19 protein-coding genes are annotated in these 23083 nt (G+C 33.8%); all 19 read left to right on the top strand.

The window, feature by feature from the left end:
• The first annotated feature begins 633 nt into the window (after nucleotides 1-633).
• The 19 genes from ACEN2I_RS04195 to ACEN2I_RS04285 all read left to right on the top strand — a co-directional run bounded on the left by ACEN2I_RS04195 (nucleotide 634) and on the right by ACEN2I_RS04285 (nucleotide 23070).
• A complete protein-coding gene (locus ACEN2I_RS04195; protein ID WP_441764861.1) occupies nucleotides 634-3885 on the top strand; it encodes a SusC/RagA family TonB-linked outer membrane protein in 3252 nt (1083 codons plus the stop codon).
• Nucleotides 3886-3897: 12 nt separating this feature from the next.
• Complete coding sequence (locus ACEN2I_RS04200; protein WP_441764862.1) at nucleotides 3898-5370, top strand: RagB/SusD family nutrient uptake outer membrane protein; 1473 nt, start codon at nucleotides 3898-3900, stop codon at nucleotides 5368-5370.
• Between the two features lie 65 nt (nucleotides 5371-5435).
• Complete coding sequence (locus ACEN2I_RS04205) at nucleotides 5436-6800, top strand: DUF4832 domain-containing protein (protein WP_441764863.1); 1365 nt, start codon at nucleotides 5436-5438, stop codon at nucleotides 6798-6800.
• 27 nt (nucleotides 6801-6827) lie between these two features.
• Nucleotides 6828-7700, top strand: a complete 873-nt coding sequence (locus tag ACEN2I_RS04210; RefSeq protein ID WP_441764864.1) for a PKD domain-containing protein — start codon at nucleotides 6828-6830, stop codon at nucleotides 7698-7700.
• 176 nt (nucleotides 7701-7876) lie between these two features.
• Nucleotides 7877-8974, top strand: coding sequence for an acyltransferase family protein (locus tag ACEN2I_RS04215; RefSeq protein WP_441764865.1), 1098 nt, complete (start codon nucleotides 7877-7879; stop codon nucleotides 8972-8974).
• A gap of 57 nt (nucleotides 8975-9031) precedes the next feature.
• Nucleotides 9032-10408 (top strand): Gfo/Idh/MocA family protein, encoded by a 1377-nt coding sequence (locus tag ACEN2I_RS04220; protein WP_441764866.1) that lies wholly within the window; start codon nucleotides 9032-9034, stop codon nucleotides 10406-10408.
• A 175-nt stretch (nucleotides 10409-10583) separates the two neighbouring features.
• Nucleotides 10584-11153, top strand: a complete 570-nt coding sequence (locus ACEN2I_RS04225; RefSeq protein ID WP_441764867.1) for a Crp/Fnr family transcriptional regulator — start codon at nucleotides 10584-10586, stop codon at nucleotides 11151-11153.
• A gap of 129 nt (nucleotides 11154-11282) precedes the next feature.
• Nucleotides 11283-12077 (top strand): type 1 glutamine amidotransferase domain-containing protein, encoded by a 795-nt coding sequence (locus tag ACEN2I_RS04230; protein ID WP_441764868.1) that lies wholly within the window; start codon nucleotides 11283-11285, stop codon nucleotides 12075-12077.
• 161 nt (nucleotides 12078-12238) lie between these two features.
• A complete protein-coding gene (locus tag ACEN2I_RS04235; protein WP_441764869.1) occupies nucleotides 12239-12547 on the top strand; it encodes a putative quinol monooxygenase in 309 nt (102 codons plus the stop codon).
• Nucleotides 12548-12565: 18 nt separating this feature from the next.
• Nucleotides 12566-12994, top strand: a complete 429-nt coding sequence (locus ACEN2I_RS04240; RefSeq protein WP_441764870.1) for a GlcG/HbpS family heme-binding protein — start codon at nucleotides 12566-12568, stop codon at nucleotides 12992-12994.
• A 12-nt stretch (nucleotides 12995-13006) separates the two neighbouring features.
• Nucleotides 13007-13750: an SDR family oxidoreductase gene (locus tag ACEN2I_RS04245; protein ID WP_441764871.1), complete on the top strand. Its 744-nt coding sequence runs from the start codon at nucleotides 13007-13009 to the stop codon at nucleotides 13748-13750.
• Between the two features lie 116 nt (nucleotides 13751-13866).
• Nucleotides 13867-15261, top strand: coding sequence for an aldehyde dehydrogenase family protein (locus tag ACEN2I_RS04250; RefSeq protein WP_441764872.1), 1395 nt, complete (start codon nucleotides 13867-13869; stop codon nucleotides 15259-15261).
• 768 nt (nucleotides 15262-16029) lie between these two features.
• Nucleotides 16030-16527 carry a thiol peroxidase gene (tpx, locus tag ACEN2I_RS04255; RefSeq protein WP_441764873.1) on the top strand — a complete coding sequence of 166 codons (498 nt, stop codon included), beginning with the start codon at nucleotides 16030-16032 and terminating at the stop codon, nucleotides 16525-16527.
• Nucleotides 16528-16536: 9 nt separating this feature from the next.
• On the top strand, nucleotides 16537-16911 hold the full coding sequence (locus tag ACEN2I_RS04260; protein ID WP_441764874.1) for a diacylglycerol kinase family protein: 375 nt from the start codon (nucleotides 16537-16539) through the stop codon (nucleotides 16909-16911).
• Nucleotides 16912-16926: 15 nt separating this feature from the next.
• Nucleotides 16927-19380, top strand: coding sequence for a DNA translocase FtsK (locus tag ACEN2I_RS04265; RefSeq protein ID WP_441764875.1), 2454 nt, complete (start codon nucleotides 16927-16929; stop codon nucleotides 19378-19380).
• A gap of 7 nt (nucleotides 19381-19387) precedes the next feature.
• On the top strand, nucleotides 19388-20080 hold the full coding sequence (locus ACEN2I_RS04270) for a LolA family protein (RefSeq protein ID WP_441764876.1): 693 nt from the start codon (nucleotides 19388-19390) through the stop codon (nucleotides 20078-20080).
• 8 nt (nucleotides 20081-20088) lie between these two features.
• On the top strand, nucleotides 20089-21543 hold the full coding sequence (locus ACEN2I_RS04275; RefSeq protein WP_441764877.1) for an LptF/LptG family permease: 1455 nt from the start codon (nucleotides 20089-20091) through the stop codon (nucleotides 21541-21543).
• A gap of 2 nt (nucleotides 21544-21545) precedes the next feature.
• Nucleotides 21546-22679, top strand: coding sequence for a 3,4-dihydroxy-2-butanone-4-phosphate synthase (gene ribB, locus ACEN2I_RS04280; RefSeq protein ID WP_441764878.1), 1134 nt, complete (start codon nucleotides 21546-21548; stop codon nucleotides 22677-22679).
• A gap of 1 nt (nucleotide 22680) precedes the next feature.
• The gene (locus tag ACEN2I_RS04285) at nucleotides 22681-23070 is read left to right on the top strand and encodes an acyl-CoA thioesterase (protein ID WP_441764879.1); all 390 of its coding nucleotides are present in this window, start codon (nucleotides 22681-22683) and stop codon (nucleotides 23068-23070) included.
• Nucleotides 23071-23083 lie beyond the last annotated feature (13 nt).

Genomic DNA, 23083 nt, shown 5'->3' on the forward strand with positions numbered 1-23083 from the left:
ATTCGTTTTTTGTACTTACGAATATAATTTGAAAATGATTTTAAATTGTGGATTATATAGGGGAAAATATAATTTTTGTTGCACATTTTAAATAAATGAATAATAAATAAAAAATACATTTTCTTGAAATATAATGGATCCTTTTTTGTGCTTACTTGTATTTTTTTGTAATGAATTTTTAAAAATAGTAAGAATTTAATAATACTTTTTCTAAAAAATGTGTTCGAAAACACTTTTTTCATGTGCACGAACACATTTTTTTGATTTTACCATTGTTTATTAAAAAATATTATTTAGTTTAGCCAAAAGTAAGTACAAAAACACCTTTTTTCTGTCCGTTTTTTTAAAGAAGAAAATGAGTTTCAAATTAAAAAAAAATGGAAATAAAAATTGTAAAAATTCTAATAACAGAATGAATTATGCAGTTGATTTTAAGTGAGAAGAAAAAACTGCATTTTTAAAATATCAATAAAAAAATAACCAGACAAAAACAAAAAACAAAACCAAAAAGAATTATGAAATCACAAGTAACATAGCTTGAAACATTTCGCTTTGTGTTGATGAAATCTCTATACATTTTTTATTACTGCAAAGCATGCTTTTTACATTAACCATTAAACTAACCAGAATAATATGAAAAAAAGTAACAAGTTGCTACACGGTAACTATCAGGAATTAAAATTTAATTTAAAAACAATGATTACTATTTTAATTTTGATCGTATCTGTTTTTAAAGTAAATGCGGCTACATCAACGGGCAGCAATGAGAACTCAGAAATTATAAATAAAAAATCTGAAGACGATATCACCATTAAAGGTATAGTTTTAGATGAATTAGGGCAGCCAATGATTGGTGTTAACATTGCCCAAAAAGGATCTGCCAAAGGTACAACAACAGATTTTGACGGATCATTTACTATTGTTGTTTCTTCGAATACACAAGCTCTCGTTATTTCTTATGTGGGATATGAAACACAAGAGGTTGCAATAGTGGGTAAAACCAATATTACGGTGTCGATGGTTCCAGCATCAAAAAGTCTTAATGAGGTAGTTATTGTAGGGTATGGAACACAGAAAAAGAAAAATGTATTGGGAGCAATGTCATCCATAAAAGGAGAAAGCTTAGATTTAACATCCAGTCCTTCTGTTGCTCATGCACTCCAAGGCAAAGCTGCCGGGTTACAAATAACACAAAATAGTGCACAACCAGGAGGTGGGCTAAATATTCAAATTCGAGGAGCAGGATCTGTAAATGCTGGTAATGATCCTTTGATAGTTGTTGATGGATTTATTATTACAAATTTAGATCAATCAGGTAGTGGAAATAGATATAATGGAGGTACGCAAGGAATTTTAAATTCATTCAACCCTAATGATATTGAATCGATAGATGTTTTAAAAGATGCCAGTGCTGCTGCAATATATGGGGCAAGAGCTGCAAATGGTGTAATATTGATTACCACTAAAAAGGGGAAAGAAGGAGATATAAAAGTTGATTATTCAGCATCATATTCTCATCAGGCATACAATAAAAATTATAATGTATTAAATTTAAGTCAATGGATGCAATTGCGAAATGATGCTGCGAAAGAAAAGTGGGAATTTGAAAACAGAGTTTATCCGTACTCTTCTATAACTTTAGAAGAAGCTAACGCTGCACCAGTAAATGGTATAGCTTTTAAAAGATATTTTTCGGATGAAGAAATAAGAGATGCTGGAAATGGAACAGATTGGCTTTCATTAGTTACCAGAGACGGAGTAATTCAGCAAAATAATATATCTATATCAGGTGGATCCAAAACTACTAAATATTTTATGTCGGGAAATTTGTATAGTCATGATGGTGTAATACAAAATTCAGGTTTAAAGAGAACTTCATTTCGAATTAATTTAGATCAAAAAATAAATGATTATGTGAATATTGGTATGAATCTTACAACTAGCAGAATTAAGAATCAATATACCCAATTAGGCGGCGATCAATATGAGAATTCTGGAATAATAAGATCTGCTATTCAACAATCACCTAATATAGCTGCGATCGATGAATATGGCAAATATCCTATAAATCCTGAATTATCACAACAGCCTAACCCTTATTCGCTCCTTACTATTTCTGACCAAGGAGTTACAGATCGAGCTTTAAGTAATTTTTATATGGAAATTAAACCATTTAAAGGATTAACAGCAAGAGTTCAAGGAGGCTTTGATAAGGGAGAAGATAGTCGTTTTACTTATTTGCCAAGAACTACCCTATGGGGAGCAGCAGAAAATGGAAAAGCATCGATTGCTAATAATAAAAAAAATGATGACTCATTTGATTTTACAGTAACTTATAATAAAAGCATACAGGATCATAGTTTTACAGTTCTTTTAGGAACTTCGAGACAAACATATAGAAAAGAAGCTAATTCAATTGGTAACAGTGGTTTTGTTACAGACTCTTTTTTATGGAATAACATGAATGCTGGAGCTGGGACTAAAGTTGTATCGTCTTCAAAATCAAAAAATAATTATATTTCATACTTTACCAGATTTAATTATTCATATAAAGACAAATATATTTTGACGAGCACAATTCGTCGTGACGGAGCTAGTGTATTTGCAGAAAACAACAAATATGGTATCTTCCCTTCTATTGCTTTAGGTTGGGATATAGCTAATGAGCCATTTATGGAATCTTCAAATAAATATGTATCCCAATTAAAATTAAGAATTGGTTACGGACAATTAGGTAATTCAAATCTTAATGGTAATGCTGGTGGAGCATATTATTCAAAACCGGCTTATTTGAATCCTGATGAATCTATTATACAAGGTGTTTTCGCTTCCAGATTAAATAACCCAGATTTGAAATGGGAAACTACTACAGAAAAAAATATAGGGCTTGATTTTGAGTTATTTAACAGAAAAATATCTGGTTCACTTGAGGTTTATAATAGAGTAGTATCTGACTTGCTTTCAGAAAAAGCTATAAATAGCTATAATGAAATAAACACTGTGGTAGCAAATATAGGCGCAACAGAAAGCAAAGGGGTAGAATTAACTTTGAATACCAATAACATAGACCTTAAAGATTTTAAATGGAGAAGTACCTTTGTGTATTCAACTTATAAAACAAAATGGAAAGATAGAGCTCCAGACTGGAAACCATCAGTTTATGAGGGATATAATGACCCGGTAAGAGCACAATATTCAAGATTATCTGATGGAATAATGCAAGCAGGTGATGTAGTTACTGCCCAGCCTAATTTATATCCTGGTCAAATAAAAATTAAAGATATAAATGGATTTAAAAGAGATGACGCTGGAAATCCAATGACTGATGCTAACGGAATATTCTTAAGAACAGGTGCTCCAGATGGTATAATTGATGATGCAGATACAGTGTTATTAGGATCATCAGATCCTAAATGGACTGCAGGACTTAGTAACACTATTATCTATAAAAAATTTCAATTGGACTTTCATTTTAATGGAATGTTTGGTAGAAAAATCGTAAATCAAACAGATCTGGCTTATGGTACAAGTGCAGATGGTGTAGCACAGTTTGGCTATAACGCAACTACTAGAATTTATGACAGATGGACACCAGAAAATCCATCTACGACTCGTCCAGGATCTAATTATGGATATTCCTCTTATGGATCAGGGAATTTCTTTTTAGAGAATGCATCTTTTGTCAGATTACAAAACGTATCACTAGCTTACAAATTGCCAACTGATTGGGCAGGTAAATATATTACAAGTTCATCTATAAAATTAGACGCCCAAAATCTTTTTGTTATTACTAAGTATGATGGTATTGACCCAGAAACAGATGGATATGCAGCTGCTTACCCGAATGTGAAAACGTATACAATAGGAATTGATATCAAATTTTAATAAATAAAAGATATGAAAAATTTAAATATAGTTATAATAGCATTGTTTATAACCCTTTTGTCAGGATGTAGTGACGATTTGAATTCTGTTAATTATGATGAGATAAATCCAAATAATTTTCCCCAATCAGAAGCCGATATTAATGCAATTGTTGCTTCTGCTTATTATCCTTTGAGAGGATCTTATGCCGATGGTATACATAGTACTTCAGAAAATGGATTGATGTTTATGCTAGATGCAACCACAGAAATCCTTCAAGGTCCTTATGGAGCACAACAAGTACAAACACTACACAGCTATACTTCAGCATCTACTGCAATAACTCAATTTTATGATAAATTTTATAATAAAATAGGAAGTATGACTTTGAGTATTGATAGAATAGAAAAGTCTAGCGTTAATGATTTGATAAAAAAACAAGCTATCGCAGAAATCAAATGTGCTCGAGGTTTGTTATCTTATGAACTTTATGATATGTATGGGCCAATTGTAGTAGCTCCACTGGCAACCTTACAAAATCCATTAGTAGAAGAACCATTACCAAGACTATCTAATGCAGATATGGTTAGCTTTATTGAAACTGATCTTCTAGCTGCAGCAACAGATTTAAAATTGCCTTCAGAAACTAATTACGGAAGGTTTAGTCAAGGTATGGCAAGAATGGTATTGATAAGATTGTATTTGCATGAAAAAAGATGGGCTGATGTTGAAGCTCAGGCTGATGCAATAATAGGAATGAATTATTATGGATTAGATGCTGATTATGTAGCGCTTTGGGGTACCAAAGCTCCGGTTGATAGCAAGGAAATAATTTGGGCAATTCCTGCAGATGCTGCAGGTACTGTAGAAAACCAATGGCAACTTATGGCATTACCAGGTAATTATCCAATTAGAGGAGGTTATGGAACCATACAAAGTTCTTGGAGTTTTTATGATTCTTTTGAGTCTACTGATATTAGAAGAAAAGGTCTTATTGCCGAATATGTTGGAACAGATGGAGTCACCTATAATAGAGCAAATCCTTCAAGTTATTTACAATTAGGACCTATTCCCCTAAAAATTAATGAAGATGCGGCAAGAACAACTGCTTTAACGACTGTTGATATTATTATGTATCGCTATGCGGATGTTTTATTGTCTAAGGCAGAAGCTTTAGTAAACAAAACTGGAACACCAACACAAGAAGCTATTGATTTGGTAAATATTGTTAGAAGAAGAGCCAAAATCAGCGAAATTAATTTAGCAGATTACAATACACTGGCCAGTTTTAATGAAATGATCCTGTTGGAAAGATCTCATGAATACTGGTGTGAAAACGGACAATATCGTTCAGATTTAATCAGACACGGAAAATTTACAGAGCATGCTCTTGATCTTAATGGTGCAGCCAGTCAAAGCGAACCTTATAAAGCATTGTTTCCTTTTTCATTAGCGAGAGTAAGTGAAGGTAAAGGAAAATTCATTCAGAATGATAAGTATAATTAATTAGGAGAAGGATGGCACTTTTGTGAATAAATAAAAATTAATCAGATAATTTAATTATGCAAAAAATGAAACATTTACTAATATTATTTTACCTTTTTCTGAATGTTGCTTCCAGTTGCCAAAGCGACGGAGGCGGTGACAATAAAGAAGAAGCCAGCGGACAGGAGAAAGTTACATATACAGTTTCTAATGAGGTTTTCACAAATCCGGAAAGAGGGTTCATGCACACCTGGCAGGTGAATTCTGAAGGCACCGCCATGACTGCGGCGTCTCTTAATAATCTAAAGAAAGAAAATGTAAGTCTTATTTTGCGTTTGTATTACTTAGAGAAATTTAAAACGACTGCTTTAAGCCAGGCACAATTAGATCTTATTAAAACTGATTTCTCACGCTTAAGGGATGCAGGTTTAAAATGTGTTTTACGTTTTGCCTATACGGATGCTCAGGATGGCTCTGATGCTTCTGTTACCGTTATTTCAGGTCATTTAGATCAGCTAAAACCGATTTTGGAAGAGAATAAAGACGTGATTGCTTTTGTTCAGGCAGGTTTTGTGGGAGCATGGGGAGAGTGGTATTACACAACAAACCAATTAACGACACCTGCAAATAAAAAACTGATTTTGGATAAACTTTTGGAGACTTTTCCTAAAGAAATTAAAATTCAGGTGAGAACGCCAAAAATCAAGCAAGATTTCGTAGCCACTACAACCGCTATGGATGCTAAAGTAGGTTATGGAACTACCAATCCTGCCCGTTTAGGTTTTCATAATGATTGTTTTATGGCCAGTGTTGATGATTATGGAACCTACCAGAATGTTACAATCGAAAAAACATATATAAGTAATGAAGCCCTTTTTGTCCCAACAGGAGGTGAAACATGTCCGCCGGTAGATGTGCCAGTTGCCAGTTGTAGTATCGCAGAAAAAGAAATGACACTTTTAAAATGGACCTACCTAAATCTTGATTATTATGGCCCCGTTTTACAGGAATGGAGAAATAATAATTGCTTTACCGATTTTGAAAGAAAGTTAGGATACAGACTTGCATTGGCTACTTCAAGTGTAAAAAAAGAGGTTGCCTTAAACGGAACATTAGAGTTTAATGCCGTGATTAACAATTCAGGTTTTGCTCCGGTTTACAATCCTAAAAACGCATTTTTAACTTTTAGAGCTACTGCAGGCGGAACAATCTACAAGAAAAAATTAAGCTTTGATGTTAGAAAAGTGGTGCCTAGAGTTTCTTATGATTTAAAAGAATCGGTGAGCTTATCAGGGATTCCGGCAGGTACTTATGAATTGCTTCTAAAAATAGAAGATAGTTCTTCAAAATTGAGTGAACGACCTGATTATGCTATTCGTCTTGCCAATACAGGAGTATGGGAAACCACAACAGGTTTCAACAAATTATCACAAACGGTTATCATTAAATAGTTATTAAAATATTTAAACCAAAAAACCATGAAAAAAATAAAATTAACCAAGTACGTAACAATGCTGACGCTGCTGTTACTGTTAACAGCTTGTTCGAGTGATGGTTCGGATTCAAATTCGGCTACTAAACCTGTAGCAGATTTTTCATTCACTAATCATGGAAGCACCTTTACCTTTACTAATCTTTCTACAAATGGCACAAAGTACAGATGGGATTTTGGAGATTTGTATTATCCTTCTAACGAAAAAGATCCGGTTTATACCTATCAAATTGGAGGTGAAATCAGGGTTTCGCTAACTGTTACAAACGACGACGGGGAAGAAGACTTTATAACAAAAGTTATAACAGCACCTATTATAAAAATCATAGATGTTAAAATTGACGGTGATTTTGCAGAGTGGGATGATGTTGATATAACAGATCAAAATACATCCGGAAATGGATCTATCCAGAAAATTAAAATTTGGGCTAAAGGTCCAAATGTGAATGTGTATTTAGAAGGAAACAAAAAAATGTTACTGGAATTGGTAGATATGTACATCAATACAGATGGTAATACGCAAACCGGATTTTTACATAGTAACTGGCCTGAAGGTTCCGGAGCAGAATTTTTATTTGAAGGACCATTGGTAAGTGCCGGATGGGGAGATTTTTATAAGCATACTGATCCTAATGGCGGATGGGGGTGGAGTCAAATTGCTAGTTCTGGAGTTAATTTGAAAGCATCAGCTGTGGTTAGCCTAAATGCTACCACAAATGCTTTGGAATTTAGTATTCCGAAAACACAGCTTGGAACTTTAACAGGTTCTATTGGTATTGCAATTACTGAAATGACTAGTGGATGGGCGTTAGTTGCCAATTTCCCGGAAGGGTCTAAATTCGCTACTATAAAATTGTAGTTTGTCATCGATAGCCTGTTAAAATATGCCATTAGGTTGAAAGTTTTTTAAAGTAGTCATTTTTAAAACCTAATGGCATGAGCTATCGAGTTTAGATATTTAAAAGTAATCCTTGGTATTTTTAATGATATTGAGGATTACTTTATAAAAATTAAATTGTAAAGAAATAACAAGAAATGAATAAAAGCATAGCCAACAACCGATTGATGTCAGTAGATGTGCTGCGAGGATTTGATTTATTAATGATAATCGTGGCTGATCGTTTTTTTTATAATTTGAATACAGCTGCCAAAACCAATTTTACTAAGACTTTGGCAGACCAATTCGAACATCCGGAATGGATTGGTTTTCATTTATATGATGTTATTATGCCTTTGTTTCTTTTTGTGGTTGGTGTTGTTATTCCGTTTTCATTAGGAAAAAGAAGTACCGAATCAGGCTCAGAAAGAAAATTATATGTTCATATTCTAAGACGATTTGTAATTCTGTTTATTTTGGGTTGGATCGTTCAGGGCAACTTATTGTTTCTGGATCTCTCCAAATTTCAAGTATTCAGTAATACGCTTCAGGCTATTGCAGTAGGTTATTTCTTTTCATGTATTGCTTATATTAATTTATCTAAAAAAGGGAGATATATATTCTTTGTATCGTGCCTTGTTTTATATGCAGTTTTATTAGCATGTCCGAATTTCTTCGGACATGCTTTTGAATTATTACCAAATAAAAACCTTCCTATTTATATTGACCAGCAGGTTTTCGGTCGCTTTTATGACCAGACACAATATTCGTGGTTCTTAACAGGTTTAGGATTCACAGCCACTACAATGTCCGGATTATTTGCAGGAGAGTTACTTCTGTCTTCTTTATCCAGACAAAAAATTGCGAACTACTTATTTTTAATCGGAATAACCGGAATCGTTATCTCATTAATTATAGGGTTATGGCATCCCATTATTAAAAAAATATGGACGAGTTCATTCGTACTATTTTCATCAGGAATTAGCTTTGTTTTGTTAGCTTTATTTTATTGGCTTGTAGACGTAAAAGGCTATACTAAATGGGCATATCCATTTCGTGTTATCGGTCTGAATGCCATCGCAGCTTATGTTGGTTCGCACGTATTAAATTTTTCTTTAATAGCCAAACAGGTTTTTTATGGTTTCGAACAATTTACGGGAGCCTATTATGATGCCTTTTGCGATTTGGCAGGTTTCGGAATCCTTTATTTCATACTTTGGTACATGCATAAAAATAAAACATATATAAAAGTATAATCAAACAAATAAGTATAAATAGAACGTCTAATAAATTATATCACTAAATAAAAGAAAATGAAAAGTTCAAGTTTAAAATTTTTACTGATAGCTTTTTTGCTATTAAGAATTTGCGATGTATCTGCGCAGCTCATAAAAACAAAAACACCTAAAAGAGATAAAGGTCAAACCGATGTTTTGCGTTTAGCGACACCGGCTATTCCGGTTGTTCATGTAGCTATTATTGGTTTAGGAATGCGCGGAACGGGTGCTGTTGAACGTATCACGCATATTCCGGGAGTAGAAATTGTTGCACTGTGTGATATGGTAGAAGAGAGAACAACAGCTGCCAATGATACTTTAGTAAAACATGGAAAAGCAAAAGCTGAGGTGTTTTTTGGAGAAGATTCCTGGAAAAAAGTAACAACGCTTAAAAATGTCGATTTGGTTTATATTGTAACCGATTGGAAACATCATGCTAATATAGCGGTACAAGCCATGAAAGATGGAAAACACGTTGCCGTAGAAGTTCCGGGAGCATTAACGATGAAGGAAATATGGGATATTATTGATACATCTGAAAAGACTCGTAAACATTGTATGATGCTGGAGAATTGTGTTTATGATTTCTTTGAATTGACTACATTAAATATGGCTCAGCAAGGCTTGTTTGGAGAAATTCTTCATGCCGAAGGTTCTTACATTCATGGATTACAGCCGTACTGGAATAATTACTGGAACAACTGGCGTATGGATTATAACCGCAAACACAGAGGCGATGTATATCCTACACACGGAATGGGACCGGCATGTCTGGCTCTAAATATTCATAGAGGGGATAAAATGAATTTCTTAGTTTCTATGGATACCAAAGCTGTTGGAAATCCTGCTTTTATTAAGGAAAAAACAGGAGAAGTAGTAAAAGATTTCAGAAACGGCGATCATACCATGACTATGATTCGTACCGAAAAAGGAAAAACAATCCAGATTCAGCACGATGTTACAAGTCCAAGACCATACAGCAGAATGTATCAGTTATCAGGAACAAAAGGATTTGCAAACAAATATCCTGTAGAAGGGTATGCAATAGATGCAAAAGAAGCAGGAGCAGAGATTTCTAAAAATTACCAAAACTTAAATGCAGAAGAATTTGTATCTGAAGATGTCAAAAAGATTTTAATGGAAAAATATAAAAATCCAATTGTAAAAGATATCGAAGAAATGGCCAAAAAAGTAGGTGGCCATGGCGGAATGGACTTTATTATGGATTACCGTATGTTTCATTGTTTACAACAAGGACTTCCGCTGGATATGGATGTTTACGATTTGGCTGAATGGTCTTGTTTGAGTCCGTTAACAGAAATATCTTTAGACAACAATTCAGCACCGGTTGAAATCCCTGATTTCACTCGTGGAAGCTGGCAAAAATTAAATACGGTTGAGTTTTCTAAATAAAGAATCAGTATTAATTGTTTTAGTTATATTTTGTGTTAGATTTAAAGTCTCCTGTTATTTAGCAGGAGATTTTTTTTGATTTTTTTGAGTGAGGAAAGACCACAACCATTATGAATATCTTAGCTACTATTAAAAAAAAATAAATCTCATATCTTTGAAAAGTTAAAAATAAACTATGGAAAAACTGAGAAAACATATTGAAGAAATTATTCCTATTACTGATAAAGAGTTTGAATCGATAAAACCTTTTTTTACAATAAGAAAGGTATTAAAGAATCAATATCTCGTTCAGCAAGGAGATGATGCAAAATATGAATACATCATTATGAGCGGTATTTTCAGGGTTTTTTATCTTGACGAAGAAGGAAAAGAACATATTGTACAATTTGCCACAGAAAACTGGTGGATGTCTGATTATATTGCCTACTTCAATCGAAAGCAGGCGAATATGTATGTGGTGTGTATGGAGCCTGGAGAAGTTTTATGTTTGACATTGGAAGGCCGGGAAAAACTCTCTGATACGCTTCACAAAATGGAACACTTTTTTCGGGTAAAACTCACTAAAGGTTATATAGCACTTCAACAAAGAATCATTTCATTACTTTCTAATAATCCGCAGCAGCGATATAAAGAATTTGCAGATCTTTATCCCAATCTAATGCAAAAAATACCCAAAAAATATATAGCAGAATATCTGGGAGTTAGCCGCGAAACCCTTAGCAGACTCTACTCTAGTAATAAATAAGATATTTTTTTAACTCTCAAGTGTGATTTTTATCACACTTTTTTTGTGACTTTTCTCCTCGTATTGAGGAGTAGGGCTGGCATAAATTTGTCCTGTAAATAATTCATAACAACTTTAAAATTTATACCAATGAAAAAACTTATGATTCTAACAACGGCACTTGCCATTTTTTCTTCTTATGCACAAAATAAAAGAGAAAACACCTCAGTAAAAGAAAACACAATCCTTAAAAATGAAACTAAAATGAACAAGAAAATTTTAATTATCGTATCGAATGCCAATGCAATTGGACCAAATAACAGAAGAACAGGAACATTTCTTCCTGAAGTAGCACATCCTTATGCTGAATTCGAGAAGGCAAATTACCAAATAGATTTTGCAAGTTTAACAGGAGATACTCCTTATTTAGACGCACTTAGTTTAGCAAATGATCCTGCTAACCTGGCATTTCTAACAGGAAAAGGATGGGAAGCGATGCAAAAAGCAGTGAAACTAGCAACTGTTGATGTCAGTAAATATGATGCTGTTTTTGTACCGGGCGGATTAGCACCAATGGTTGATATGCCAGAAAATGAATTGCTGAAAAAAGTTATTAAAGAAACTTACGAACGAAATGCAGTTGTGGGCGCTGTCTGTCACGGTCCTGTTTCGTTATTAAACGTAAAACTAAGCAACGGAACTTATCTTGTAAACGGTAAAAATATTACCTCTTTTACAGATGAAGAAGAAAGAGGTTACGCAATTGCAGATGTTCCTTTCTTATTAGAAACGGCATTGACAAAACAAGGGGCAAAATTTCATGCGGCTGCAGTATGGTCAGCTCACAGTATTGTAGATGGTAATTTAGTTACAGGACAAAATCCTGCTTCTGCAAAAGGAGTTGCTGAAAAGATGATTGTCATTTTGGAAGCTGCTAAAAAGTAATTACAACCCTAAGCTAGTAACCACAATCTTGTCATCCCGAGGAACGAGAGATCTCCGCTAGAAGCTCGACAATCTACATACACTTAGTGTCAATTCCTGTGGACAAGATTGTAGTTACTCTTTAATTAGAACTAAAAAAAACAATTATAAAATAAATCAAAATGCAAAATCAAAATCCGGTTCATGTCTTTGCAACATGGAAAGTTAAAGAAGGTCAGGTTGAAAACGTTTTAAATATACTAAAAACAGTTCATGACGAAAGTATCCAAGAAAATGGAAACCTGTTTTATAAAGTGCATCAAAGCAATTCAGATAAAAATACAATACTGTTATTTGAAGGATATACCAATGAAACTGCAGTTGCAGTACATAGAAATTCATCATATTTTCAAGATTTAGTTTTGGGTCAGATTGTTCCTTTATTGGATAATAGAGAAATTTTTTTAGCGACGCCTATAGCTTATTTGTAAATAATAAACATGCAAGCTATGAATGTTACATCAAATCAATCTGAAAAAATTATTGAAGCCGCAAAGGCCAAAGCAAACGAAATTGGAGTCGCTATGAATATTGTCATTGTTGACGAAGGAGCCAATTTAAAATCCTTTTTAAGAATGGATGGAGCACTTTTAGGATGTGCAGATATTGCAATAAAGAAAGCAAAGACTTCTCGTTTTTTTGACATCGACTCAGGAGAAATTGGAAAATTATCGCAGCCCGGCGGTTCTTTATATAATATTGAACATTCAAATGGTGGTCTTATTTCATTTGCCGGAGGCGTAGTATTAAAAAATAATAAGCAAATAATTATTGGAGCAATCGGTGTATCAGGAGGATCTGTAGAACAAGATCAGGAAGTAGCCATTGCCGTTGCAAATGCTTTACAATTAAGACTAAATCATATTAAAATAATCTAAAAAAAAAATAAAATGGAAAATAATATTAAGAATAAAGTTGTTGTGATTACCGGAGCGAGTAGTGGCTTGGGTGAAGAAACAGCAAAATATCTTGCAGAAAAAGGAGCTATTGTAGTTCTGGGAGCAAGACGTGAAGATAAATTAGAAAAAATTGTAAATGATATTAATACAAAAGGTGGAACAGCTCGATATAAAGTAACCGATGTAACCAGTAAAGTGCAAGTACAAGCCTTAGTAAATGAAGCTGTTACGGCCTACGGAAAAATTGATGTATTGATTAACAATGCCGGCATAATGCCTATTGCACCCATGTCAGAAGTTAGAATTGATGAATGGGAGAATATGATTGATATTAATATAAAAGGCGTGCTTTATGGAATTGCTGCTGCTTTACCAATTTTTCAAAAACAAGAATCAGGTCACTTTATCAATTTAGGCTCTGTGGCCGGAATTAAAGTTTTCAGTCCCGGCGGAACAGTTTACAGTGGAACGAAATATGCCGTAAGAGCCATAAGTGATGGACTAAGACATGAAGTTGGACGTAATATAAGAACCACAACTATTGAACCTGGAGCAATAGATTCAGAACTGAAATTGAGTACAAACCATCAGGAAAGTGCTATAGGTGTTAACGAGTTTTATAAATTGGCTATTCCAGCATCATCAGTAGCCAGAGCAATCGCTTTTGCTATTGAACAGCCTGCCGATGTTGATATTAATGAAATTGTAATCAGACCAACAATTCAGGATTTTTAATTAAGAAAGGGATTGTTTTTATTGATAATTTGACTAAATTTAAGGAACAAACAGTGATGTAATAATTTAAAATTGTATAAGCATGGTTTTTAGAATTACATATTAAAAACATATTTATGGAAAATACCACAAAAATAATATTCCCATACGATCGAAGTCTTGTAAAAGAATTACCTTTAATTGATAAAAGTAAAATCGAAAAGATATTGACTGCCGCTCAAAACTTATTTAATGATCAATCAAAGTGGATTCCTGCTTTTAAAAGAATTGAAATATTAGAAAAAGCAGCTTCAATAATGAACGACAGAAGCGAGGAATTAATTCATATCGCCATTAGCGAAGGCGGAAAACCCTATAAAGATTCGAAAGCTGAAATTCGGAGAGCTATAAAAGGGGTTAAATTAGCAGCTGAACATATAGCACAACTAAAAGGAGAGCAGATTCCGATGGGATTGACGGAAGCTTCTCTAAACAGAATGGCTTTTACTTCAAAAGAACCTATTGGAGTTGTTGTAGCTGTCAGTGCATTTAATCATCCATTAAATTTAGCGGTACATCAAATTGCAACTGCTGTTGCGGCAGGCTGCCCCGTAATTTTTAAACCGTCAAGTAATACACCATTATCAGGTCTTAAACTTGCTGCTATTTTAAAAGAAGCCGGATTACCTGAAGGATGGTTGCAAGTGGTTTTGTGTGATAATGAAACGGCAGAATTGTTAGTTACAGATCCAAGAGTAAACTTCTTTACTTTCATTGGATCAGCAAAAGTGGGATGGTCTTTAAAAAGTAAATTGGCTCCAGGAACGAGATGTGCATTAGAACACGGTGGAGCAGCACCAGTAATTGTAGAGAGTGATGCCGATTTTAGTGAGATGATTCCAGATTTGGTAAAAGGAGCTTTTTATCACGCTGGACAGGTTTGTGTTTCTGTTCAGAAAATTTATGTGAATCAGGAAATTTGTGACCGTTTTGTTGAAGAGTTTTCTCAGGCAACTAGTAAATTAATCGTTGGAAATCCGTTTGATGAAAAGACAGATGTTGGTTCACTTATTACACCAAAAGAAGTAAATAGGGTTGAAGACTGGGTTAATGAAGCTTTGCAAAGTGGGGCTAAATTAGTTGTAGGAGGAAAAAGAATTTCGGATACTTGTTTTCAGCCTACCGTTTTGTTTAATCCATCAGAAGATTCTAAAGTATCGACTAATGAGATTTTTGGACCTGTTGTCTGTATATATTCATTTACTGATAGGGAAGAAGCTATAAAAAAAGCAAATTCATTAGATGTGCATTTTCAGGCAGCTGTCTTCACACAAAACATAGATATTGCATTAGAAACAGTAAAAAAATTAAATGCCACGGCTATTATGATTAATGACAATACGGCTTTTAGGGTAGATTGGATGCCTTTTGGCGGCAGAGATGCTTCAGGTCTCGGAATGGGCGGAATATCCTATACAATTAATGACATGACAAGAGAAAAATTGACAGTTTTTAAAAGTAAATTTCTATAATATAGATTTTTCTTATTCACATTAGCGGTTTTTTGCCTAATTCCAAATTTTTGCAACTGATACGTTAATTTTCAGGCTATTAAATAGGGACTTGTCTGATGCCTATTTAAAGTTTAAAATGAAAATGAAATCATTCAAAAGTTAAATCAGAATACTTGTATGTGCTGTAAAATATAAGATAATCAAATCAATTTAAAATTGCTGAAAGTTTGTAGAGTTTTTAGGAAATTAAAAGTTAGTGGTTCATGGTTCAGCGTTGAAGAAAATCAAATCACCTAATTAGGGCGAGGCACCATTAGAAAAAGAAGCTGCCTTTCTTTGCGATTATTTGCTTCCTTCTTTCCCTAATACTCTGGTGCTATCCGCACTGCTCCAATATCTCTTGCGTAAGAAATAGAACGTAGATTTAGGAAAATAGAGAAAAGACTACAATTAAAAGTTATTGCAAAAAAATAAAGTAATCACAAAGTATGTCATCCTGAGCTGAGTCGAAGGGCTTCAAAGTAAAAAGTTTTTTGATTCCGCTTAGACTGACAAAAAAAATTGCCAGAACAAATAAAATAACCAGCATAAATGGGTACAAATAAGCTTTATCTACCTACAAATTTCTCTGCAACCAAGTCCTCGTAAACAACAAAACAATAGTAAAATATAACCTTTTCTCGTTATCTTAAAACTCACCTAATTGTCATCACAACTCGTAACAAATACTTTTAGATTCAAATATTAATCCTTACTTTTGAACCTCATTTAATTTAAACAAAAAACATGGCTTCAATAACTTTAGGAGGAAATCCTATTCATACTTCAGGAGAATTACCAAGAGTTGGCTCACAACTGGCTGATTTCAAATTAATACAAAATGATTTATCAGTAGCTTCATTAAGCAACTTCGCAGGTAAAAAATTAGTTTTAAATATTTTTCCAAGTATAGATACAGGAACTTGTGCTACTTCTGTTAGAAAGTTCAATGAAAGTGCAAGTAACTTAGAAAACACAACAGTACTTTGTATTTCAAGAGATTTACCATTCGCTCAAAAACGTTTTTGCGGCGCTGAAGGATTAGAAAATGTAGTAAACTTATCTGATTTTCAAGCTGGAGATTTTGGCAAATCAAACGGTTTAGAAATCGTTGACGGCCCATTAGCAGGTTTACACTCAAGAGCTATAATTGTAGTAGATGCTGACGGAAAAGTTATCCATACTGAACAAGTTGCTGAAATTGCAAACGAACCAAATTACGAAGCAGCTTTGGCAGCATTATAATACCAGTAAATGGAATTTCAAAAAGACAATACTTTTGTAACAGGTCGGTTAAAAAGCATGACTTATGCTTTTAACGGAGCTGTTAAACTATTAAGAACAGAGCATAGTGTTATGGTTCAATTTTCATTGGGAATCATAATGACTATTGCTGGTTTCTATTTTAATATTTCACAAACCGAATGGCTTTTCCAGGTATTAGCCATCGGTTTAGTAATGAGCATTGAAGGATTGAATACTGCAGTTGAAAAAATTGCCGATTTTATTCATCCTGATTACAGTAAACGAATTGGATTTATTAAAGATATTGCTGCCGGAGCAGTATTTTTTGCCGCAATGACAGCAATAGCAATAGGCTTGATAATTTACATCCCAAAATTTGTATAGGCAATAAACGCAAGAATGGCAAAAACAACCAAAAAAGAAACTGCAGACAAAAAAAAAGAACCAAAAGCTGAAACTAAAAGGTCATGGAAGCTATCCAAACAGCAAAAAATTGTTTTAGGCTGCCTTTTGGTACTATTTTCTATTGCCTTATTAGTTGCATTTATTTCTTTTTATGTCAACGGACAATGGCAAACCGATCAAAGTGCAGTTAGTCACCTGGAAGATCGTGCGGAAGTTGTGCAAAATTGGCTGGGTAAATTCGGAGCTTATCTTGCTGATTTAATTATATATAGAGGTTTTGGTCTGGCTTCATTCATTTTTGTACGTCTATTTTTTCTTACCGGCTTATTTTTGGCCTTAGAAATGACTAGCAAAAAACTGAATAGTATTTGGTTCTGGGATTTATTTGCCATCATAATAGTTTCAATTCTATTTGGTTTTTTCGCTACTTCAGCACCGGAATTGGGTGGTACAATCGGGTATGAACTTAATTTATTTCTTCAGGATTATATCGGAAAAACAGGTACGCTTCTAACATTGCTTTTCGGATTAATCGTTTATTTAATTTTTAAAATTAAAGTGTCACCAGAAAAAATTCAGTCGTATTTTGATTCAACAAAAAAAGAATTTAAATCTGAACTAGGGTCTTTAAAAACTTCTAAACAACCTGAAAGTGCTTATAATTTAGAAGAATTTGCTATTGAGGAGGAAGATCCTGAATTAGATAAAATTCACTTAAAAACGGTTAATAATCAATTCGAAATCGACAAAGAGGCACTTAAACCTACTATTTCAAATTCATCAGAAATCGATTTGAATCCGGTTGTAAAACCACTTCAAATGGATATTAATCCTGTAAACAGCAGTGTTCCGGTTCATAACGAAGAATTGGTTATTGAGAAACCTGAAGAAGAAGATATCATTGAAGAAAATTTGGCATCACGTTTAGTAGCAGATTTCGGTTTATTCGATCCAACCCTTGATTTATCGAATTATAAATTTCCAACACTTGATTTATTAAAAGAATATTCGACTGGCGGAATTACTATTAATCAGGAGGAATTAGAAGAAAATAAAAACAGAATTGTAGATACACTTCGTAACTACAAGATTGAAATAGCACAAATTAAAGCAACTGTTGGTCCATCAGTAACTTTGTACGAAATTGTACCTGAAGCAGGAATCAGGATTTCTAAAATCAAGAGTTTAGAAGACGATATTGCATTGTCACTTTCGGCATTAGGGATTCGTATTATTGCACCAATTCCAGGAAAAGGAACTATTGGTATTGAGGTTCCAAACAAGAATCCAACGATGGTTTCTATGAAAAGCGTTATTGGTTCAGCTAAGTTTCAGGAAGCTGAAATGGAGCTGCCAATTGCTCTGGGAAAAACAATTTCAAATGAAACTTTTGTTGTCGATTTAGCGAAAATGCCTCACTTATTGATGGCAGGTGCTACTGGGCAAGGAAAATCGGTTGGATTGAATGCTGTTTTAACTTCACTTTTATATAAGAAACATCCGGCAGAAGTTAAATTTGTTTTGGTCGATCCAAAGAAGGTAGAGTTAACATTATTCAATAAAATTGAAAGACATTATTTAGCTAAACTTCCTGATACCGAAGACGCCATTATTACAGATAATGCTAAAGTTGTAAATACACTGAACTCACTTTGCGTTGAAATGGATAACCGTTATTCCTTATTAAAGGATGCGATGGTGCGAAATATTAAAGAATACAACGATAAATTCAAAGCCAGAAAACTAAATCCTGAAGCGGGACACCGATTCTTACCTTATATTATTTTGGTTGTCGATGAGTTCGCCGATTTGATCATGACTGCCGGTAAAGAAGTCGAAATTCCGATTGCCCGTCTGGCTCAGCTAGCCCGTGCTATTGGTATTCACTTAATTATTGCTACTCAAAGACCATCTGTAAACGTAATTACAGGCTTGATTAAAGCAAACTTCCCTGCTAGAATTGCTTTTAGGGTAACTTCAAAAATTGACTCCAGAACTATTTTAGACACCCAAGGAGCTGATCAGTTAATTGGCCGTGGAGATTTATTATATACAAATGGAAACGATGTGGTTCGTGTTCAGTGTGCTTTTATTGATACTCCCGAGGTTGAAAAAATCACAGATTTTATTGGTTCACAAAAAGCATATGCCACGGCTTATTTGCTTCCGGAGTTCGTTGGAGAAGATACTGGCATTAATCTTGATATGGATATTTCTGAAAGAGATACTTTATTTAGGGAAGCTGCGGAAATTATTGTTAATGCACAACAAGGGTCTGCTTCATTACTTCAAAGAAAACTAAAATTAGGCTACAACAGAGCAGGTCGTTTGATAGATCAACTGGAAGCAGCCGGAATTGTTGGTCCTTTTGAAGGCAGTAAAGCCCGAAGCGTAAACATCTTAGATTTAAGTGCTCTTGATCAATTTTTTAATAATGAACAAAATTAACCCAATCATGAAAACGAAAATTCAGGAAATCACAAATAATTCTATCATGAAAATGAGTAAAAAGTGTCTGCAAACGGCAATTTTATTACTTTTAAGCTTTACTTCTATTCAGGCTCAGGATAAAAAAGCGAAAGATTTATTGAACCAGGTGACCGCAAAAATAAAAAGTTACAACAATATTTCTATTGATTTTAAATACTCTTTAAACAATGCAAAAGAAAACATCAATCAGGACAGCAAAGGAAATGTGATTATGAAAGGCAATCAATATATATTGAATTTTATGGGTGTTACTAAAATATTTGATGGACAAAAAACATACACAATTGTCCCAGAAGATGAAGAAATTACTATTTCCAAACTAAAAGATAATGACGATAGTTCAATTACTCCTTCGAAAATGTTAACTTTTTTTAATTCCGGATACAAATACAATATGGATATTGTTCAAAACGTTAAGGGAAGAAAAATTCAATACATTAAATTAGTGCCAACAAATACAAAAGATCAGAGAAAAGAAATTCTTTTAGGTGTTGATGTACAAACAAAACACATCTACAATTTGATTGAAACCGGAAAAAATGGCACAAAAACCACTTTAACCGTTAATTCTTTTAAAACCAATCAACCTTTATCAAAAAATCAATTTACCTTTGTGGCGAGTAAATATCCAAAGTACTACATCAATAAATTAGATTAATTACAAGGTTGAAAATTTTAGACAAATACTTACTAAAAACATTCCTGATTACATTTACTACGGTATTTGTAATCCTTTTTTTTATATTCATACTTCAAACAGTCTGGCTTTTTATTTCTGAACTCGCAGGGAAGGATTTGGATTTAATATTAGTTGTAAAATTCCTTCTTTTCTCTATGCCACGGATTATTCCGCTTGTTTTGCCTTTATCTGTTTTATTGGCTTCGATCATGACTTTTGGTAATTTGGCAGAAAATTACGAGTTTGCTGCAATGAAATCTTCAGGTATTTCGCTACAGCGAGCTATGAGGGTCTTAATTGTTTTCATCTTTTTATTAAGTATTGTTGCCTTTTGGTTTTCAAATAATGTTATACCTTTTGCAGAATATAAATTTGTGAATTTCCGAAAAAACATCGCTCAGGCAAAACCTGCAATGGCAATAGCCGAAGGGCAATTTAATGATGTCGGCTTTTATAATATTAAGGTAAATAAAAAATCCGGAGAAAACGGTAATATTTTAACAGGGGTTACCATTCATGAAAAACCCACAAATATGGGTGAGAACAAAACGGTTATAAAAGCTAAAAACGGGAAGTTAATAAGCAGCGAAAAGTCGAGTATCTTAAAATTAGTACTTAATGATGGTTATTATTATCAGGATGTCACACCAAAAAAATACGAAGACAGGGCTAAATTACCTTTTGTAAAAGGCGCTTTTAAAAAGCAAATCATCAATATTGATTTATCTGAATTAAATAAAACAGATACAGAAAACGAGAATATTAGCAGCACCAGTAGCATGTTAAATGTTAACGAATTACGCTACACATTAGATTCGCTAAATAAAAGCAGAGACAACGAAGTTATTTCATTCACTGAAAACATAAATCAACGTGCAGGGTTGTCAAAATTTGTTACAATTGCAAAAGAAAAAAAGAAAAAAAAACAATTGCCTAATAACCTTTTATCTCTTTATGATAATAAACAAAAAAAGGGTATTTTAGATATGGCAAGCAGCAATTTGACAAGTACTATTTATTCTATAGAATCAACCCAAAAAGACCTAAAGGACAAGCAGCGTGAAATCAACAAGCATTTAACGGCTCTTTACGAAAAGTTTGTTATTGCCTTTGCCTGCTTTCTAATGTTTTTCATTGGTGCACCTTTAGGGGCAATTATCCGAAAAGGAGGACTTGGCCTTCCTATTGTATTTGCAGTTTTAATTTTTATCACATTCCATTTCATCAATACCTTTGGAAAAAGACTTTCACAAGAAGGTGGAATGACTCCGTTTATGGGAGCCTGGATGTCTTCGTTTATATTATTACCATTGGCAATTTTACTGACTTATCGTGCTACTAACGATAATGGGTTGGTGAATTTTGATGCTCTAACTACCCCAATCCAAAAACTATTTCAAAAAATTTCTGAGAGGTTTTCACCTTCTCAAAACCCAAAATAATTATGTCAACAACTAAGATACAACTCAATACCATTGAAGAAGCCATAGAAGATATTCGTCAAGGTAAAGTCATCATTGTAGTCGATGATGAGGATCGTGAAAATGAAGGTGATTTTCTGGCGGCTGCCGAAAAAACAACTTCGGAAATGATCAACTTTATGGCTACTCATGGCCGTGGATTAATTTGCACCCCTCTTACAGAAAGCCGTTGCAAAGAACTTGACTTACGTGCAATGGTTACGAATAATACGGATCATATGGAAACTGCTTTTACGGTTTCTGTAGACTTAAAAGGAAATGGAGTCACAACAGGAATTTCTGCCGCAGACAGAGCAAAGACAGTTTTATCGCTAGTGGATGCAAATACTAAACCACATGAATTAGCCCGGCCGGGACATGTTTTTCCATTAGTAGCTAAACAGGGTGGTGTTTTAAGAAGAACAGGGCATACCGAAGCTGCAATTGATTTTGCAAGATTAGCAGGCTTTAAACCAGCAGGGGTTATTTGTGAAATTTTGAATGAAGATGGAACTATGGCACGCTTACCACAATTGGCAGAAGTAGCTAAAAAATTCAATTTAAAATTAGTTTCCATTGAAGATTTAGTAGCATATAGAATGCAGCATGACAGCCTAATTATTAAAAAAGAAGATTTTGATATAGAAACCCGTTTTGGAATTTTTAGATTGAGAGCTTACGAACAGACAACTAATAAACAAATACATATTGCCTTAACGAAAGGTACGTGGAATCTTGGAGAGCCAATCTTAACACGTATTCATTCATCTCAGGTTAATAACGATTTGCTGGGTACTTTAACAAATAATGCAGATCAACAATTAGATGATATGTTTAAGATCATCAATGAAGATGGAAAAGGTGCTGTTATTTTCATTAACCAGGATATGTCAGCCGTGAACTTATTAAACAGAATTGCCGAGTTAAAAGCATTACAATCAGAGGGCACAATGAAAGCACCAAAAGTAGTCATCGATACCAAAGACTATGGTATTGGAGCACAAATTTTGCATGACATTGATATTTCAAGAATTAAATTAGTTTCGAATACCCAACAAACTAAACGTGTTGGAATGATAGGTTACGGATTGGAGATTACTGAATATGTAAACTATTAATATGGGAACTTTAGAAGAAAGAATCATAAAATCTGAGACACGTATTTTTAAAGCGGTTTTTCCGAGTACCACAAACCATTACGATACCTTATTTGGAGGGACTGCACTTCATCTTATGGACGAAGTTGCTTTTATTTGTGCCACTAGGTTCAGTAGAAAGAAAGTTGTAACAATTTCAACAGGTCAAATTGATTTTAAAAAGGCAATTCCGGCTGGAACTTTAATCGAATTAGTAGCAAAAGTTATTACTGTAGGAAGAACAAGCTGTAAAATTCATGTAGATATTTTTATGGAACAAATGTATTCTGAGCTTCGTGAAACTGTAGTTTCAGGAACTTTTTCATTTGTTGCTGTTGATGAAAACAAAAAACCAACTCCAATTTTAGATTAATAACTTTATTTTA

It is taken from the genome of Flavobacterium sp. W22_SRS_FK3 (assembly GCF_052113665.1).
GTDB lineage: Bacteria > Bacteroidota > Bacteroidia > Flavobacteriales > Flavobacteriaceae > Flavobacterium.

Excerpts from the sequence above, each read along its gene's own strand:
- ACEN2I_RS04195 (WP_441764861.1), top strand. The coding sequence starts at position 634 with ATGAAAAAAAGTAACAAGTTGCTACACGGTAACTATCAGGAATTAAAA.
- ACEN2I_RS04200 (WP_441764862.1), top strand. The coding sequence starts at position 3,898 with ATGAAAAATTTAAATATAGTTATAATAGCATTGTTTATAACCCTTTTG.
- ACEN2I_RS04205 (WP_441764863.1), top strand. The coding sequence starts at position 5,436 with ATGAAACATTTACTAATATTATTTTACCTTTTTCTGAATGTTGCTTCC.
- ACEN2I_RS04210 (WP_441764864.1), top strand. The coding sequence starts at position 6,828 with ATGAAAAAAATAAAATTAACCAAGTACGTAACAATGCTGACGCTGCTG.
- ACEN2I_RS04215 (WP_441764865.1), top strand. The coding sequence starts at position 7,877 with ATGAATAAAAGCATAGCCAACAACCGATTGATGTCAGTAGATGTGCTG.
- ACEN2I_RS04220 (WP_441764866.1), top strand. The coding sequence starts at position 9,032 with ATGAAAAGTTCAAGTTTAAAATTTTTACTGATAGCTTTTTTGCTATTA.
- ACEN2I_RS04225 (WP_441764867.1), top strand. The coding sequence starts at position 10,584 with ATGGAAAAACTGAGAAAACATATTGAAGAAATTATTCCTATTACTGAT.
- ACEN2I_RS04230 (WP_441764868.1), top strand. The coding sequence starts at position 11,283 with ATGAAAAAACTTATGATTCTAACAACGGCACTTGCCATTTTTTCTTCT.
- ACEN2I_RS04235 (WP_441764869.1), top strand. The coding sequence starts at position 12,239 with ATGCAAAATCAAAATCCGGTTCATGTCTTTGCAACATGGAAAGTTAAA.
- ACEN2I_RS04240 (WP_441764870.1), top strand. The coding sequence starts at position 12,566 with ATGAATGTTACATCAAATCAATCTGAAAAAATTATTGAAGCCGCAAAG.
- ACEN2I_RS04245 (WP_441764871.1), top strand. The coding sequence starts at position 13,007 with ATGGAAAATAATATTAAGAATAAAGTTGTTGTGATTACCGGAGCGAGT.
- ACEN2I_RS04250 (WP_441764872.1), top strand. The coding sequence starts at position 13,867 with ATGGAAAATACCACAAAAATAATATTCCCATACGATCGAAGTCTTGTA.
- tpx (WP_441764873.1), top strand. The coding sequence starts at position 16,030 with ATGGCTTCAATAACTTTAGGAGGAAATCCTATTCATACTTCAGGAGAA.
- ACEN2I_RS04260 (WP_441764874.1), top strand. The coding sequence starts at position 16,537 with ATGGAATTTCAAAAAGACAATACTTTTGTAACAGGTCGGTTAAAAAGC.
- ACEN2I_RS04265 (WP_441764875.1), top strand. The coding sequence starts at position 16,927 with ATGGCAAAAACAACCAAAAAAGAAACTGCAGACAAAAAAAAAGAACCA.
- ACEN2I_RS04270 (WP_441764876.1), top strand. The coding sequence starts at position 19,388 with ATGAAAACGAAAATTCAGGAAATCACAAATAATTCTATCATGAAAATG.
- ribB (WP_441764878.1), top strand. The coding sequence starts at position 21,546 with ATGTCAACAACTAAGATACAACTCAATACCATTGAAGAAGCCATAGAA.
- ACEN2I_RS04285 (WP_441764879.1), top strand. The coding sequence starts at position 22,681 with ATGGGAACTTTAGAAGAAAGAATCATAAAATCTGAGACACGTATTTTT.